Raw genomic sequence first — 15,212 nt, forward strand, 5'->3', positions numbered from 1 at the left:
GATGCGGGATGGTTCTTGATGGGATAGGTAATCTGTATAAAAATCGTACTTTTGTAGCCGTAAATTTTTGACAATGATTATCCAAAAGACAAGGGAAGAGATTGAGCTGATGCGCCAGAGCGCGCTTATGGTATCGAAAACACTGGGCATGATCGCCTCTGAAATAAAGCCCGGCGTAACCACATTGCAGCTTGACACCATGGCGGAAGAATTCATCCGTGACAATGGTGCCATACCGGGTTTTAAAGGCTTGTACGGATGCCCGTCGACATTGCTTACCAGTGTGAATGAGCAGGTGGTGCACGGCCTTCCGGATAACCGCCCGATACAGGAAGGCGATGTGGTGTCGGTAGACTGCGGCGCCATCATGAACGAATTCTATGGCGACCATGCCTATACGTTTGAGATTGGCGAAGTAGCCGAGGCTACCCGTAAGCTGCTCAGGATCACCAAGGAATCATTATATGTAGGCATACGCGAATTCAGGGCGGGCAACCGCGTTGAGGATGTGGGCAACGCCATACAGCGCTATACTGAGGCCGAAGGTTATGGCGTGGTGCGCGAGCTGGTAGGCCACGGCCTGGGCAGGAAAATGCACGAAGCGCCCGAAATGCCCAACTATGGCAAACGCGGCCGCGGCAAGCTCTTCGTCGAAGGCATGGTGGTAGCCATTGAGCCGATGATCAATATGGGGACTAAAAACGTTCGTACCCTGAAAGACGGCTGGACGATCGTGACCCGCGATGGCAAGCCAAGCGCCCACTTTGAGCACAATGTAGCCCTTGTAGACGGCAAGCCTGAGCTGCTTTCAACCTACGCTTATATTTATAAAGCATTGGGTATTGAGAGTAATGAGGAAGAGGAGTTCAGGAAGGCACCTTTGGTAATATAAGGAGTTGTACCACAGAGATTCGCAGAGTGAGCACAGAGATTCACAAAGAATTATAGATTAACAATCTAAAGATTGTGACGTCACAGAGAGGTTGTGCTTAAACGATAATAATAGGCATGGAAATAAATGAATTGACGCATAAAGTAATTGGGCTTGCAATTGAGGTTCACAGAACTTTAGGTCCGGGCCTTTTGGAATCAGCCTATTGTGAATGCTTGTCCTATGAAATAAAAAATAGCGGACTATTTGTTGAAAGAGAGAAAATACTTCCAATAAAATATAAAGGCATCACTATTGACCACGGCTATAGGATTGACTTAGTTGTGGAGAATAAACTTGTGTTAGAACTCAAAACAGTTGAAGAACTCACAGACATACACCAGGCACAACTTATAACATATCTTAAGCTAGGAAATTATCCTATTGGTTTATTGATTAATTTTCACAGTAAAATATTAAAGAATGGCTTGAAGCGATATGTTAACAGCGTCTCAGAGGACTCCCATCCAGGGATGGTAAACTAAAAACTCCGCGAATCTCTGCGGTATATAGCCCAAATATAAAATGAAAAAAATATTCAAATTCATACTTAACACCATACCCCGCCCGGTGCTCATACGCCTTAGCTATGTGGTCAGGCCGGTATTGGCATTAGCCTTAAAGGGAAGCAGGTACACCGACCCCATTGACGGGAAGAGCTTTAAAAACTTCCTGCCTTACGGTTACGGCCACCAGCGTAATAATGTCCTGTCGCCCAGTACTCTGTCTTTGGAAAGGCACCGCCTGCTGTGGCTGTACCTGAACAACGAGACGGATTTTTTTACTGCACCCAAAAAAGTACTCCATTTTGCCCCCGAACAGGCCTTTTACAAGCTGTTCCGTGGCCAAAAGAACCTGGATTATACCACAACCGACCTCTATTCGCCGCTGGCCGATGTGAAGGCCGACATCTGCAACCTGCCGTTTGAGGACAATGCCTATGACCTGATTTTGTGCAACCACGTGCTGGAGCATATCCCGGACGATACCAAAGCCATGCAGGAACTGTACCGCGTGATGAAGCCCGGCGGGATGGGCATCTTCCAGATACCGCAGGATTTAAGCAGGGAAACGACGTTTGAGGACGACTTGATTACCGACCCAAAGGAGCGCGCCAGGATATTCGGGCAGTACGACCACGTAAGGGTGTATGGGCGCGATTATTTTGACAAGCTGCGCAGCATCGGCTTCAGGGTAGTGGAGGAGGATTATACCAAAAAGCTATCACCGGAAGATGTAGAGCGCTACTGCCTTGCCAAAGGCGAGATCATCCCGGTTTGTTATAAGGATTAGAAAGGGTAGGATTTAAAGATTTCTCTCTCCGCAAGCTCCGTTCGAAATGGAAGCACACTGTTCCATTTCGACCTTAAGAGAAATCTCAAATAAAACATTTTTACGAGAAATAAGAGACTGTCTGGTAGAAAGGCAATTCGTTAGAGATTTCTCTCTTCGTTGCACTGCGTTCGAAATGGAAGGGCGTTTTTTCCATTTCGACGGCAGGAGAAATCTCAAATATAGCACTTTACGAGAAATAAGAGACTGTCTGGTAGAAAGGCAATTGGTTAGAGATTTCTCTCTTCGTTGCACTGCGTTCGAAATGGAAGAGCGTGTTTTCCATTTCGACGTTAGGAGAAATCTCAAATAAAACACACTTTACGAGAAATAAAAGAGACTGTCTGGTAAAAGGCAATTGGTTAGAGATTTCTCACTCCGCAAGCTCCGTTCGAAATGGAAAACACGCTCTTCCATTTAGCTTCGCTGAACCACTTCGTTAGGTTTCGACGTTAGGAGAAATCTCACAACAAAATAAAAGAGGCTATTCCCGGATGAACGGATAGCCTCTTTCTTTATCTAAGCACCTCAGCACCTCGTTACGAAACCAACGAATGCCTCGTCATGGCTTCGGGCTGCTGCAATCCCATAAGGTCGAGGATGGTAGGGGCAATGTCGCCCAGTATGCCGTCCTTCACGTGCTTCAGCTCTTTATCTACTAAAATGATCGGCACCGGGTTGGTGGTGTGCGCCGTGTTCGGGCTGCCGTCCGGGTTGATCATCGTTTCGCAGTTGCCGTGGTCGGCGATCACTATGGTGGTGTAGCCGTTTTCAAGGGCCGTCTCTATAACTTCCTTAGCGCAGGCATCAACCGCTTCACAAGCCTTGATGGCGGCTTCCATGACACCGGTGTGGCCCACCATGTCGCCGTTGGCAAAATTAAGGCATACAAAATCCACCTCGCCTTTTTTCAGTTCGGGTACCAGGGCATCCTTCAGGTCGAAGGCGCTCATTTCCGGCTGCAGGTCATAGGTAGCTACCTTTGGCGATGGGCACAGCAGGCGCTTTTCGCCATCAAAAGGCTCTTCGCGGCCACCGGAGAAGAAGAACGTCACGTGCGGGTACTTCTCGGTCTCGGCAATGCGTATCTGCTTTTTGCCGTTGCGCGCTACCACTTCGCCCAGGGTTTCGGTCAGGTTGTCTTTATCGTATACTACATGGATGCCTTTAAAGTTGTCATCGTAGTTGGTCATGGTCACATAATACAGCTTCAGCTTGTGCATGTTCTGCTCGTGGATGTCGTATTGCGAAAGCACCTCTGTAAGCTGCCTGCCGCGGTCGGTACGGAAGTTAAAGAAGATCACCACGTCGTCCTCCCGGATTGTAGCCAATGGGTTGCCGGCATCATCGGTCATCACGATAGGCTTGATGAACTCATCGGTAATGCCCTCATTGTAGCTCTCATGTATACTGTCTACCGCATTGGTTGACGGATGGCCTACGCCATTTACCAGCAGGTCGTACGCCAGCTTTACGCGCTCCCAGCGCTTGTCGCGGTCCATCGCGTAGTAGCGGCCAACTATCGAGGCCAGTTTTGCCTTTGTATTTTTGAGGTGGTTCTCAAGGTCGGAAATGAAGAACACACCCGATTTCGGGTCAACGTCCCTGCCATCGGTAAACGCATGCACGAATACATTCTCAACCCCGGCCTGCTGCGTGGCATCCACCAGTCCTTTCAGGTGGTCGATATGCGAGTGCACCCCGCCATTGGACACAAGGCCCAGCAGGTGTACTTTCTTGTTGTGCTCCTTTGCATAGTTGAAGGCATCCACGAGCGGCTGCTCCTGTGCCAGGGTGTTGTTTTGCACTGCCAGGTTGATTTTCACAAGGTCCTGGTATACGATGCGGCCGGCGCCCAGGTTCATGTGCCCCACCTCGCTGTTGCCCATCTGTCCTTCCGGAAGGCCAACGTTCAGGCCGTCGGTGCGGAGGGAGGCATTAGGATAATTTTTGTAAAGGCTGTCAATGAATGGGGTGTTGGCATTGTCGATGGCTGATACTTTCGGGTCGGGCGATTTGCCCCAGCCATCGAGTATCATTAAGATAACTTTTTTGTTCATTTTCAAACGATTAGATGTTTTTGGCACGGTTTTGGAATAATAGATGTCCGTAAACGCGGCATAAATTTACTACATATTTAGGCACGTTTGACATCAAGGGTCCAGCTTTATACCGTTTGCAGAAAAAATTATAAAAATTTTTGTAGTCGGGCAATATGAGCCAAAGCGCACCCGTTATAGTGTAGGATTATCCATGAAAGTGAAAGGCACAGTATGTTGTAGCGTACCTGCCGAATGAAAATGTTAAATAATTGATTTTAACACCGTTGCTATTTTTTGTTTAAATTTCTTTAACTTATTTTAGCGGCCTGTTAAAAACACACAACTACTAAAATTACAATGGTTTACAACTTTTTTACGTCCGTTTTCTTTTTGTTCTTTACAATTACAGCAACAACGCCAAAACACGAAAAAACTCCGGATTTACTGGCTTCAAACGAAGTAAGTACCATTTCGGCAGCAGAAATGTTGTACAACAGCATCAAATTACATTCTGCTTCTGTGCCGGCTTATGATTGCTTCTCAACAGCTCTTAACGGCTTCAATAAGCTTAAGGAAGAGGGTAAGATTAAGAAAAATCTCCTTACCGTTATCGACTTCAGTCTATCTTCTACAGCAAAAAGGCTTTGGATCATCGACATGGCTACGCAAACCGTGGTGTACAATACCCTTGTGGCACACGGCAGGAACAGCGGCGATGAATTTGCGACCAACTTTTCCAACGCGGCCAACTCCAACTGCAGCAGCCTTGGCTTTTATGCCACAGGCGAAATATACATGGGCAAGCATGGCGAATCGCTAAGGCTTGACGGCCTTGAAAAGGGCATCAATAACAATGCCCGAAGCAGGGCAGTTGTAATGCATGCCGCCGACTATGTAAACGAAGGATTTGCAAAGCAGCACCACAGGATAGGCAGGAGCCTTGGCTGCCCCGCGCTTCCTAACGGCCTGAATAAAGAAATAATAAACCTGATAAAAGGCAAGTCGTGCCTGTTCATCTACCACCCGTCGCAAAGCTATGCTGCGGCATCACGACTTCTTTCGTAATTTGTCGTAAAGCACTTTGTCAAGGTTATAAATATCATTGCGAAACTGCAATCCATCCCGATCCATCCAGGCGGTCCAGTACAGCTGGTGGATAGGGGTGGTTTTTTTTAGGGCTACATATTGGGTTTCGCCTTCCTCTACCATTTCATCCAGCTTTTTTCGGTCAGTGGCCTTATCATCTTCCAGTACATACCCTGCAAGCCTGAAGGGGTCTTCCACGCGGATGCAGCCTGAGCTCAGCGCCCGGTAGCCTTTGCTGAAATACTCCCGGTGGTTGGTATCGTGCAGGTACACATAAAACCCGTTCCTGAAATTGAACTTTATCCGCCCCAGCGAGTTGTGGCTGCCGGGACTCTGCACATATACATAATGGTCGGCTTTCAGCGAATCCCATTCCGATACCGGTATCTCCTCATTTTTGTAGAATATCTTCAGGTTGAGGTGGGCAAAGTGTGCCGTATCCTTGCGTGCGGCCGGCACAAGGTCTTTTTTGAGGTAGGTGGGAGGGATGGTCCACGTAGGGTTGATGGTGAGCTGGTTGATGGCCGAATAGAGCACAGGCGACCTCCTGTCGGGCTTCCCGACGATCACTTTGTAGGTGTCGATGGTGTCCCTGTTATTTTCTACGACAGCCAGTTGGTAGGTGGGTATGTTCACGATGATGGCGCGCTTGCCGAAATCATACGGGAACCACCGCCAGCGCTCCAGGTTGGCAATGACCTGGTTCCTCCTGTCGTTACGGGTAATGTTCAGGGCTTCGGCTGTTTTGGGGTCTACGATGCCGGTGGCGGCCAGCCCGTGGCGCTGCTGGAATTTCTTTACGGCTTTGGCAGTCGCTTTATCATATACCCCGCCAGTGGCCTCTTTGAGGTCGCCCCAATAGGCCAGGCGTTTTTTTACTATCGCGACAACAGCACTCGAGTCGTTTACTTTTAATGTCGTTCCTGCTTCAATCTTTTCCAGTTTAGCGTCATCGGGAAGGCTGTCCAGGTAAGCCAGGCTTTTGCGCAGCCCGCCATATACGGCGTGTTTCGGGCGGCAGCGGCCCATGACTTCACTCATATTGCCTTTCTCCAAAACTTCCGCCAGCAGGGTGTTGGTGTCAAGTGTTTTTGGGGCCAGTGCCCAGTCGTGGTATACGGTGCCGGGCAGCAGCTTCCCTTTAAAGAGATGGGTAGCCAGCTTGCTGAATGATTCCGTAAGCAGGATGTCATAGCGCATGCAGTCTTCCTTGCTGATGATGTCCAGCGCTTCAAATTGCTCAAGGGTGTTGAGGCTGTAATCTTCAGGCTGCAGCCCGTCCGATGCGGTATCCTTTATCGCGGTGATGAGTTTTTTTCGGTTGTCGGGCGTGGTCCAGATGGTTTTCAGCTCGTGGGACGCGTAAAATTCCTTTACGGCTTCGGAAGATTTTTCCAACAGGCCGGCATCAATGGCAATGGGGGTGTTTTTAAGGTAGGCTGTGCTTGCCGCCTTTACAGGAAAGTTTTCCTTCCTTGCATTTTTACAGGCAGGGAAGAGGAAAAGTACCAACAGCGCTATGGAAACAGCTCTCAGCATTTGTGTTTGCGTTTGCTTGTAATAAAGTTACGAAAACGTTTGCTGGAAATGAGTGGGTTAGGGGTTAATTATTTTGTTAAATAATTATGCCTGCATAGTTTTTTATAACAAAAGTTTACCTCACTGCTAAAATTGCTTTCAGATAAAATTATTTAAGGCTAACTGTTTTCTGTACAAAAGGATAACAGCCTGAAATGAGATATGGTTAGATTTTTTCACCAAAAAACTTGCATTGAAGAAAAGTTATTCCTTATATTTGCACCCACAAAAGCGGAAGTAGCTCAGTTGGTAGAGCTCCAGCCTTCCAAGCTGGTTGTCGCGAGTTCGAGCCTCGTCTTCCGCTCTGCTAAAAGCCTGAACAGAAATGTTCGGGCTTTTTTTATTTTGCTATCTTCGTGATATGAAGAAAATTATCCTCCTAACGGCTATGGTTTCGGTTTGTTTTTCATGCAACACTGTTATGGAAACTCTTTATGGTGTAAATAAGCACGTCTTTTTCAGTTCTAAAGATGCCGCAGCGACTCACTTTCACAAAAAGAACAACCTGGAAAAGGAAAAGATATTCTTCTTTACCAAAGAAAAAGACAGGGTTGATTTTTTGGTAAATGATGAGCACGGAGCTTATCTTCCGTATTATGCATTGATGATAAACGATTCTGTGAGGGTTGATGACAGCGCGGCCGGTGATAAAAGGTGCATAGGGGTTGTGGACAAGTTTGTATTGAACTACGATAAATCGAAGGCCACCTACCGGCCGCTTGATCTGGGCGATTTGAATATTACCAATTATAAAGGCGAGCCGTTGGATTTAAATACAGCTAATCCTACGGTTGTGTTTGTGGTAGACAGCAACTTCGGGCGAATATTAAATGCTACGGTGAACTATGTGACGGGGCATATTAAAGAAGAGGGTAAGCAGATAAACTATGTATATATCTCTACCGACTATATTGCCGAAAATGATGTGGCTAATAGATGATGTGGACAAGTAAATGCGTAGAGTTACTTAAAAAATCTTTTGGTATGCAGTATCCTGTTTATGAATATTGTATTGCTATCTATGAAAAAGTGGATACCGAAAGGGAATACCTGTGTAAAAGCAATTCTGATATTGCGATACCTGATTTGATGTAATGTCGGATTGGTTTGGACTTCATCTATAGCAGCAATGATTTCTGACAGGAAACGTTCCTGTAAGTCTTCAGAAATTTCAAGATAATATTCGGAAGACTCACTAATGTCCAACTGTGCTTCATCGGATATGACAATAGGATACACTATTTTTTAAAGAGTTTCGATTTTACCTCATCCCATGGCGTGTAATTCACCTGCCCTTTTTCATGACGATCAAGCATTGTATCCATCATTGCCTTGTACTCGTCTGAAAGTTGAAAGCTGTTAGCTTTCTCTTTTAGTACCTGCTCCATATAATTCTTGAGTTTCCTTCCCTCACGCTCTGCCTGGATTTGAAGCAAGGCGATGGTTTGGTCGTCAAGAGCTATTTCTTTCCGGTTTTTTTGCTGTATCATGACCTTATGTTTTACGGCTAATATACGTATAAAATACGAATTTTAACCTGTAACGTTATAATAATGACCGCTCTTCCATTTCGACACCAAATGAAATCCAAATCGGTATTTTGAGATTTCTCACTACGTAAACTTCGTTCGAAATGGAAACTGCCTCAACCCCTATAGGTCCCCTGCTGGCGCGGGAAGGGCTGTGGCTGTGGTGTGTAAACATATATGTATTTTCCTGTAATTACAGCGTTCTGTCGGCACGTCCCGGCCCCCGCTCCTTTGGAGAGGGTTGGGGAGAGGACATTACCTCAACACCAGGAGAAATCCAAATCGGTATTTTGAGATTTCTCACTACGTAAACTTCGTTCGAAATGGAAACTGCCTCAACCCCTATAGTCCCCTGCTGGCGCGGGCGGGGCAGGGGCTGTGGTGTAACATATATGTATTTCCTGTAATTACAGCGTTCTGTCGGCACGTCCCGGCCCCCTCTCCTTTGGAGAGGGTTGGGGAGAGGACATTACCTCAACACAAGGAAAAATCCAAATCGGTATTTTGAGATTTCTCACTACGTAAACTTCGTTCGAAATGGAAACTGCCTCAACCCCAATAGGTCTCCCGCTGGCACGGGCGGGGCAGGGGCTGTGGCGTAACATATATGTATTTTCCTGTAATTACAGCGTTCTGTCCGCACGTCCCGGCCCTTCTCCTTTGGAGAGGGTTGGGGAGAGGACATTACCTCAACCCCGATAAATCACTCCCCGTTTCCAGTTCCTCCGGTTCCTTGCCCTGACGGAACAACCGTGCCGGCAAGTCGCCTTTCAGCACTACTGTGTTGCCCTTTACCTCCAGCCAGCTGCCTTCGCGCAGGCCCAGCACCGGCTGTGTGTTGAACTGGTGGAACTCCTTTATCCTCGTTTCGCGCGTTTCGCCCATGTGGGTCGATCCCGGCTGTGGGTCGAGGTAGTGCGGGTTCAGGTTAAAATTGATGGCGCCAAGCGTCTTAAAGCTCGGAGGGTAGATGATGGGCATGTCGTTGGTCGTCTGCATCGTCAGCCCGCAAATGTTGCTGCCCGCACTGCTGCCCAGGTAAGGCGTCCCCTTGTCAATGGCATCTTTCAGTGCGGTCATCACGCCGGTTTTGTAGAGTTGCGTTACAAGCAAAAAAGTGTTTCCGCCCCCGGTAAACAGCGCTTCGGCATTGGCCACGGCTTCGGCAGAATCCTCAAATTCGTGCGCGCCTTTTACGGTTATATTGAGCTGTGCAAAGAAACCGGCCACCCTTTGGGTATACTCGTCATGGCTGATGCCGCCCGGCCTGGCATAGGGGATGAACAGCAGCGAACTGCAATTTTTAAAGTGTTCCGCCAATGCAGGCTTGAGGTATTCGAGGTAATTTCCGCCGTGAAGCGTGGAGGTGCTTGCAATAATTAGTTTCTTCATCCGTTAAATTATCTTAGAAAAGGTAAAGTTACAGATTTAGTAACTGTCTCTATTTTTATGAAGATTATTTTTAACCACATAGGTACATAGCTTTAAATGACGTCTGTTAGCAGGATTAAAGAACACAGAGCCTGAAGCTTCGCTTCACTGGGTGTGATTATGTCTCCTCTTGCGTTAGTGTGTTGCCTGTAAAACCTATGTTGCTATGTGGTTAAATGAAGCTTTTTGATAGTTGCTTGCTTTGCCTTTATCATCAATCAATCACCTATACCTGAACTTTGAAAAACTCCGTATTACTTGCCTTCCTGATGTTTTCGGCGGCATCTGTTGCCCAGGGGCGCCAGCCGCTGAAAGGCAAGGTCGTTTCTGATTTCGACGACCTTGAAGGGATCTATGTCATCAACCGCGCTACCGAAGCCACCGTGGCTACCACCCGTGGCGGCTATTTTACCATCAGCGCGCAGCCCAACGATACCCTTGTTTTTTCGGCATTGCAGTTTGAGGCCCGCGACATCGTGGTGGCCGATGAGGATTTTGGCGAGAACCTGCTTTTTGTGCCGCTTACGGTGCATACCCGCGAACTTGACGAAGTGGTGGTGAATGACTACCGCCACCTGAATGCGGAGTCGCTTGGCCTTGTGCCTAAGGGGCAGGTGCGCTATACCCCTGCCGAAAGAAAGCTGGCCACGGCATCGAAATGGAAAATGAATCCATTGGGACTGGACCCCCTCATCAATATGTTTTCGGGGCGTACGGCCATGCTCCAAAAAGCTAAAGAAACTGAAAAGAAGGAAGCATTAATCGAAAAGATGCGCTATCTTTATAGTGATGATGATATTATGGCCCTGTTCAAAATACCGCAGGAATATGTGTCTGGTTTCCTGTTTTTTATCGTAGAGAACAATTATTTTGTAAAGGCGGTGAAAGAGGAGAACGAAGAACGGATAAAATTCATGATGACCGGGCTGGCCGTAAAATATCTTGAAAACATTGCTGATGAGAAATAGCTTTTTATACCTGCTGGTGTGCCTTCCGCTGCTGGCCTTAGCACAGGAGCGCAAAACCCTTAACGGCCGCGTGGTGGCTGACGGCGTGGGCATTGGCGGCATTTTCATCATCAATAAAAGCACGGGCACCGAAAAGAAATCGGATGCGCAGGGCAACTTTACCATTGAGGCTAAGGATGGCGACGTGATTACGGCCTACAGCAGCAAAACCGAGGTACGCGATTTTTCCATCAGCGAGACGTCGTTTCAGGAAAACCCGTACATCATCAGCGTCAATACCCAGGCCTACGAGCTTGAGGAAGTGGTGGTAGAGAAAAAAGTAACCTCCGAATCGCTGGGGCTGGTGCCCGAAGGGCAGAAACAGTACACACCGGCTGAGCGCAAGCTGTATGGCGCGACAAGCGGCTTTGGCATCGACGTGATACTGAATGCCCTTAGCGGGCGCACCAAAATGCTGAAGCGGGCCGTGGAAACGGAGAAGAAGGAAATGCTGATGGAAAAGATAGGGTATGTGTGTACCGAAGATGAAATTAAGACCGAATACAAGATACCCGAAGAATATGTACAGGGATTTGTGTACTACATTGTAGAAGATAAGGAATTTGCCAACGCCGTAAGGCAGGGCAACGATACGATGGCACGCTTCCTGATGACGGGCCTTGCAACAAAATACCTCAAAATCATAGCCGATGAAAAGTAAGATAACCATTATCCTGCTGCTGCTGTGCAGCCTAGCCTCCGCACAGGGGCGCAAAGCCCTTCGCGGCACGGTCAACTCCGGTGGTGTGGGCGTTCCCAACGTATTTGTCATTAACAGGCAAACCGGCGACGAGACCAAAACCGACAGCCAGGGTAATTTCAACATTGCCGCCAAAGCGGGCGACAGGATGGCGGTGTATGGAGAGCAGATCGAGACACGCGATTTTTCGGTTACCGAAGACAGCTTCCGGTATACGCCGTTTACCGTGTCGGTAGACTACAAAGCCACCGAACTGGAGGAAGTAGTGGTGGAAGATGAGAAGAAAGATCCTTATGCACAGGGCCAACAGGGGAGGCTGGCAAAGCACACGCCGCAGGAACGCAAGGCTGTGGCCGGGGCGAGGATTGGCCCAAGGTTCAATGACCCTACGGTACAGGGTGCCGCCATCAACGGCGACGGCATCATTAACCTGTTTACAGGAAAAAGGAAAGCCATTAAGCGCGCGCTGGAAATGGAGCGCCGCGAAAAGCTCATTACCTCCTTTAAGGGGATGTATGACGAAGTAGTGCTCAACGAGGAATTTGGCATACCAAAGGAGAACATCGACGGCTTTATATACTACTGCATAGAAAATAAGGATATGGCAAAAGCCATTGAAGCCAACGATAAGCCAAAGGCAGAAGAGCTGATGCCCGACCTGGTGCTGGAATTCATCGATAACATCAAGAGCAAAAAATGACGCGCAGGCTGCTGTACCCTATGCTGTTTTTTGCAGCGGCTGCCGTAGCGCAGGACCGGCAGCTGCTCCATGGTAAAGTACTCATAGGAGATGATCCGGGAGCAGCGCTGTTTGTAATCAATAACAAAACGGGAACCGAAACCAAAACAGGCAATGACGGCACTTTCAGCCTTTTGGCTAAAGAAGGTGATGCACTGGCGGTTTACAGCGACCGGACCGATGTAAGGGAATTTGACATTACCGCAAATTCATTTAAGGAAAACCCTTATGTGATGAGCGTCAATTATAAGGCTTATGAGCTGGAAGGGGTGGAGATCGATAAATATAAGAACGTCAATTCTGAGTCATTGGGGCTGGTACGCAAGGGTTCAAAAAAAGACACGCCCGCCGAAAGGAAACTGAAAACGGCAGGAGAGTTTAAGCCTGTCATGCTTTTGGGCCTCATTGCGGGCGGCATGCCGGTAGATCCCATTATCAACGCCATTACGGGCAGGACCAAAATGCTGAAGAAGGCACTGGCCACGGAGCGTAAGGAACTGTTGATAGAAAAGATATACGGCCTGTACACTGAAGAGGAGATAGCAACCGGGTTTTCCATACCGAAAGAGTATGTCAACGGCTTTGTGTTCCACATTGTTGAAGATGCCGACCTGGCCGCTGCCCTGAATGCCGGTAATACTGACCGCGTGAAGTTCCTTATGGCAGGCCTTGCCGCAAAATACCTCGAAATCATCAGGGAATGAGTAAACTCACCACATGGCTTTTAGCGTTGCTTCCGGTTGCCCTCATGGCACAGGAAAGGCAGCAGCTTAAAGGCAAGGCCATTACCGATATCGGCAATGTGGATGGCGTGGGCGTGACCAATGCAGCCACGGGAGCCAATGCCGTAACGGGAAGCGAAGGCGATTTTTCGATAGCGGCCCAAAAAGGGGATACCCTACGCTTTACAAGCGAACAGTTCAGGCCGCTGGCCGTGGTGCTGCGGCAGCAAGACTTTGCCGAAGCGGTTTTTGTAGTAAAGCTTGAGCCGGTGGCTACCATGCTGGAAGAGGTGGTGGTAAGCAGCCTTACGGGCAACCTTGCCGCCGACAGCAAAAGCATTAAGACCATGCAGGTGAACACCCTGTTCGACCCGGTGGAGATTAATAAGGATGTGGTGGTGCAAACCGGCATTGGCGGAGCCAACTGGATAGCGGGGGCAGTGCAGCTGTTTAAGAAGAAGAAACAGCCCAAAAGGGCAACGGCCTACAAGCCACCGGCAGATTATGTTGAGAAGTCACAGTTCTCAGAGGTGGTGAGGGCAGCCTACCCCGATAGCTTTTTTACCGAAACGCTTACCATCCCGGTGCGGTTCATTGGGGCATTCCTCAATTTTTGTGATGGCGATGCCAAACAGTACCTCCAGATAAAACAGAACGAACCCCAATTGCTGGAATACCTCAAGACCAAAAGTGCCGAATTTTTAAAACTGAATCCCGATGCGAGGTAAATCGCATTTAAGTGTAAGAAAATACTTATAATTTTTGATAACGATTTTGTCAGGATGCGATTTGGATTAAGGAGTATCATTTTTCCCCTCCTACGTCATCAAAATTCCCCTGTCGTATACCCTAAAATCATCATGAATTTGCCTTAAAATCATCCGGGACGACTTTAAAATACCCTCGTTTTCTTCAATTTTACCTGTTTCGGCTTATCGTTTTTTAAAACAGAGAGTGTTATGTCATAAGATTTTTCCTGTAATTCGTAAAAAGTAGCAAAGCAGCTGCAAAAATCGGTGCAGGTTATTTTCTTCCCGTTGATGGCGGTTACAACATCACCTGGGCGCAACCCCGATTTTTGGGCTTCTGTACCTTCAATTACAGTGGCTATTTTGCAGTTACCTCCCTCGTATTCAAGGGTAAAACCAAAGCTTTCCCAGCCTATCGGTGCAGATTGGGCTTCTATAGGCTTAAAATACATTTCGCCTTCCCCAAAATTGAGGGTCACGATGTAGTCTTTGATAACCGGATTGCCAAACAGCGTCAGCCCTGAGCCATCGCGGTAATATGCGGGGATTTCCTTAAAGGTAAGGCCATTGATCTCGCAGTCAGCGCTAAAGGCATTCAGGGTGTCGGATACCCTGCCGTGGTGGGTTTCCACAGATGCTCCAATAATGCGGGTTTTCTTTGCATCTCCAATGACCTTTTGGGCGTCCTTATCACCCATCCACAGCGGGGAGGCACAGCCGGTATCGAACATCAGCCATTGGGATCGGCCGTTGACCTTCGACATGAAGTAAGGCTGCAGGTTGGGGTTGAGGTAAACCGGTATCCTCACGGCACTTTCCATGCCGGGGAGCTTTTCTAGGCTGTCGGTTATGATGATTTTGCGGTTGGGATAGTCAATCTGCCAGATATGGTTATGTATGATTGCCGAACCGATAATGCCACCGTTTACCATGCATTGCAGCTTGGGCGAATTATCCAGTTCGATGCAGTAGGCTTTTACGTGGTCAAACAGCAATCCGCCTATGTCGAAAGTTCCGGCATACAGTATGTCGGTTTCTTTGGAAAGCCCGTTGGTGCTGTTAAGAAGCTGTTTCCCCAAAACCGTAAAATTGTTCTTTTGCTGTACTGCCGCATCAATCATGGTGTAGCCGCCGGTGTCAAACAGAAAGTTGTAGGCCTCTCCGGCCACTTCGGCCCTGATTATGATTTCGCCGTTATATTCAAAAGGAACCTCTACATAAAAGCCTGAATCGCCTGCATGCACATCGTTCACCAGCTTGCGGATTTCTTCGGCATCCTGCAATTGCCCATAAGCAGTGACAAAAGCAAGGCAGCACAGGCATGCTGTGTAGAAAGCATGTTTCATAATAAGGCGGTTGATGCTAT

The 15,212-nt window shown here is 48.0% G+C and carries 16 protein-coding genes and 1 tRNA gene; 11 read left to right on the plus strand and 6 right to left on the minus strand.

Annotated features, from left to right (window positions below; genetic code table 11):
- The first annotated feature begins 73 nt into the window (after positions 1-73).
- The 3 genes from map (at position 74) to OGH69_RS10240 (ending at position 2,224) form a co-directional block, all read left to right on the plus strand.
- On the plus strand, positions 74-892 hold the full coding sequence (map, locus tag OGH69_RS10230; protein WP_265174370.1) for a type I methionyl aminopeptidase: 819 nt from the start codon (positions 74-76) through the stop codon (positions 890-892).
- A 116-nt stretch (positions 893-1,008) separates the two neighbouring features.
- Complete coding sequence (locus OGH69_RS10235; protein ID WP_265174371.1) at positions 1,009-1,416, plus strand: GxxExxY protein; 408 nt, start codon at positions 1,009-1,011, stop codon at positions 1,414-1,416.
- Positions 1,417-1,456: 40 nt separating this feature from the next.
- Positions 1,457-2,224 carry a class I SAM-dependent methyltransferase gene (locus OGH69_RS10240; RefSeq protein ID WP_265174372.1) on the plus strand — a complete coding sequence of 256 codons (768 nt, stop codon included), beginning with the start codon at positions 1,457-1,459 and terminating at the stop codon, positions 2,222-2,224.
- Between the two features lie 578 nt (positions 2,225-2,802).
- Here the strand turns inward: OGH69_RS10240 and gpmI are convergent.
- Positions 2,803-4,323, minus strand: a complete 1,521-nt coding sequence (gpmI, locus tag OGH69_RS10245; protein WP_265174373.1) for a 2,3-bisphosphoglycerate-independent phosphoglycerate mutase — start codon at positions 4,321-4,323, stop codon at positions 2,803-2,805.
- Between the two features lie 339 nt (positions 4,324-4,662).
- On the opposite strand from gpmI, the gene OGH69_RS10250 reads away from it, so the two are divergent.
- Positions 4,663-5,370, plus strand: a complete 708-nt coding sequence (locus OGH69_RS10250; protein WP_265174374.1) for a murein L,D-transpeptidase catalytic domain family protein — start codon at positions 4,663-4,665, stop codon at positions 5,368-5,370.
- Here the strand turns inward: OGH69_RS10250 and OGH69_RS10255 are convergent.
- Complete coding sequence (locus tag OGH69_RS10255) at positions 5,353-6,930, minus strand: L,D-transpeptidase family protein (RefSeq protein WP_265174375.1); 1,578 nt, start codon at positions 6,928-6,930, stop codon at positions 5,353-5,355. The two genes, OGH69_RS10250 and OGH69_RS10255, sit on opposite strands and share 18 nt — an antisense overlap.
- Positions 6,931-7,200: 270 nt before the next feature.
- On the opposite strand from OGH69_RS10255, the gene OGH69_RS10260 reads away from it, so the two are divergent.
- Together OGH69_RS10260 and OGH69_RS10265 are read left to right on the plus strand one after the other, a co-directional pair.
- Positions 7,201-7,273, plus strand: a tRNA-Gly gene (locus OGH69_RS10260).
- A gap of 57 nt (positions 7,274-7,330) precedes the next feature.
- Positions 7,331-7,909, plus strand: coding sequence for a hypothetical protein (locus OGH69_RS10265; protein WP_265174376.1), 579 nt, complete (start codon positions 7,331-7,333; stop codon positions 7,907-7,909).
- Between the two features lie 23 nt (positions 7,910-7,932).
- On the opposite strand, the gene OGH69_RS10270 is transcribed toward OGH69_RS10265, so the two are convergent.
- From OGH69_RS10270 to pepE, 3 genes are all read right to left on the minus strand, one after another.
- On the minus strand, positions 7,933-8,208 hold the full coding sequence (locus tag OGH69_RS10270; protein ID WP_265174377.1) for a type II toxin-antitoxin system RelE/ParE family toxin: 276 nt from the start codon (positions 8,206-8,208) through the stop codon (positions 7,933-7,935).
- Positions 8,208-8,459, minus strand: a complete 252-nt coding sequence (locus OGH69_RS10275; protein ID WP_265174378.1) for a hypothetical protein — start codon at positions 8,457-8,459, stop codon at positions 8,208-8,210. Before OGH69_RS10275 ends, OGH69_RS10270 begins: the two co-directional genes overlap by 1 nt.
- A gap of 723 nt (positions 8,460-9,182) precedes the next feature.
- Complete coding sequence (gene pepE, locus OGH69_RS10280) at positions 9,183-9,890, minus strand: dipeptidase PepE (RefSeq protein ID WP_265174379.1); 708 nt, start codon at positions 9,888-9,890, stop codon at positions 9,183-9,185.
- A 278-nt stretch (positions 9,891-10,168) separates the two neighbouring features.
- On the opposite strand from pepE, the gene OGH69_RS10285 reads away from it, so the two are divergent.
- Genes OGH69_RS10285 through OGH69_RS10305 form a run of 5 tightly spaced genes read left to right on the plus strand, consistent with a single transcriptional unit; the run spans position 10,169 to position 13,825 of the window.
- Positions 10,169-10,897: a hypothetical protein gene (locus OGH69_RS10285; protein ID WP_265174380.1), complete on the plus strand. Its 729-nt coding sequence runs from the start codon at positions 10,169-10,171 to the stop codon at positions 10,895-10,897.
- On the plus strand, positions 10,887-11,597 hold the full coding sequence (locus OGH69_RS10290; protein ID WP_265174381.1) for a hypothetical protein: 711 nt from the start codon (positions 10,887-10,889) through the stop codon (positions 11,595-11,597). The genes OGH69_RS10285 and OGH69_RS10290 overlap by 11 nt, the downstream gene beginning before the upstream one ends.
- Complete coding sequence (locus OGH69_RS10295; protein ID WP_265174382.1) at positions 11,587-12,336, plus strand: hypothetical protein; 750 nt, start codon at positions 11,587-11,589, stop codon at positions 12,334-12,336. Before OGH69_RS10290 ends, OGH69_RS10295 begins: the two co-directional genes overlap by 11 nt.
- Complete coding sequence (locus OGH69_RS10300; protein ID WP_265174383.1) at positions 12,333-13,079, plus strand: hypothetical protein; 747 nt, start codon at positions 12,333-12,335, stop codon at positions 13,077-13,079. Before OGH69_RS10295 ends, OGH69_RS10300 begins: the two co-directional genes overlap by 4 nt.
- Positions 13,076-13,825 (plus strand): carboxypeptidase-like regulatory domain-containing protein, encoded by a 750-nt coding sequence (locus OGH69_RS10305; RefSeq protein WP_265174384.1) that lies wholly within the window; start codon positions 13,076-13,078, stop codon positions 13,823-13,825. Before OGH69_RS10300 ends, OGH69_RS10305 begins: the two co-directional genes overlap by 4 nt.
- A 164-nt stretch (positions 13,826-13,989) precedes the next feature.
- Here OGH69_RS10305 and OGH69_RS10310 read toward each other — a convergent pair whose 3' ends face one another.
- Complete coding sequence (locus OGH69_RS10310; protein ID WP_265174385.1) at positions 13,990-15,192, minus strand: aspartyl protease family protein; 1,203 nt, start codon at positions 15,190-15,192, stop codon at positions 13,990-13,992.
- Positions 15,193-15,212 lie beyond the last annotated feature (20 nt).

It is taken from the genome of Flavobacterium sp. MFBS3-15 (assembly GCF_026107645.2).
In the GTDB taxonomy this organism is placed as follows: domain Bacteria; phylum Bacteroidota; class Bacteroidia; order Flavobacteriales; family Flavobacteriaceae; genus Flavobacterium.

What these genes read in the sequence shown, in the direction of transcription:
- OGH69_RS10275 (WP_265174378.1), bottom strand. Translation starts at nt 8,459, where the DNA reads ATGATACAGCAAAAAAACCGGAAAGAAATAGCTCTTGACGACCAAACC.
- OGH69_RS10300 (WP_265174383.1), top strand. Translation starts at nt 12,333, where the DNA reads ATGACGCGCAGGCTGCTGTACCCTATGCTGTTTTTTGCAGCGGCTGCC.
- pepE (WP_265174379.1), bottom strand. Translation starts at nt 9,890, where the DNA reads ATGAAGAAACTAATTATTGCAAGCACCTCCACGCTTCACGGCGGAAAT.
- map (WP_265174370.1), top strand. Translation starts at nt 74, where the DNA reads ATGATTATCCAAAAGACAAGGGAAGAGATTGAGCTGATGCGCCAGAGC.
- OGH69_RS10290 (WP_265174381.1), top strand. Translation starts at nt 10,887, where the DNA reads ATGAGAAATAGCTTTTTATACCTGCTGGTGTGCCTTCCGCTGCTGGCC.
- OGH69_RS10240 (WP_265174372.1), top strand. Translation starts at nt 1,457, where the DNA reads ATGAAAAAAATATTCAAATTCATACTTAACACCATACCCCGCCCGGTG.
- OGH69_RS10235 (WP_265174371.1), top strand. Translation starts at nt 1,009, where the DNA reads ATGGAAATAAATGAATTGACGCATAAAGTAATTGGGCTTGCAATTGAG.
- OGH69_RS10305 (WP_265174384.1), top strand. Translation starts at nt 13,076, where the DNA reads ATGAGTAAACTCACCACATGGCTTTTAGCGTTGCTTCCGGTTGCCCTC.
- OGH69_RS10255 (WP_265174375.1), bottom strand. Translation starts at nt 6,930, where the DNA reads ATGCTGAGAGCTGTTTCCATAGCGCTGTTGGTACTTTTCCTCTTCCCT.
- OGH69_RS10250 (WP_265174374.1), top strand. Translation starts at nt 4,663, where the DNA reads ATGGTTTACAACTTTTTTACGTCCGTTTTCTTTTTGTTCTTTACAATT.
- OGH69_RS10295 (WP_265174382.1), top strand. Translation starts at nt 11,587, where the DNA reads ATGAAAAGTAAGATAACCATTATCCTGCTGCTGCTGTGCAGCCTAGCC.
- OGH69_RS10265 (WP_265174376.1), top strand. Translation starts at nt 7,331, where the DNA reads ATGAAGAAAATTATCCTCCTAACGGCTATGGTTTCGGTTTGTTTTTCA.
- gpmI (WP_265174373.1), bottom strand. Translation starts at nt 4,323, where the DNA reads ATGAACAAAAAAGTTATCTTAATGATACTCGATGGCTGGGGCAAATCG.
- OGH69_RS10310 (WP_265174385.1), bottom strand. Translation starts at nt 15,192, where the DNA reads ATGAAACATGCTTTCTACACAGCATGCCTGTGCTGCCTTGCTTTTGTC.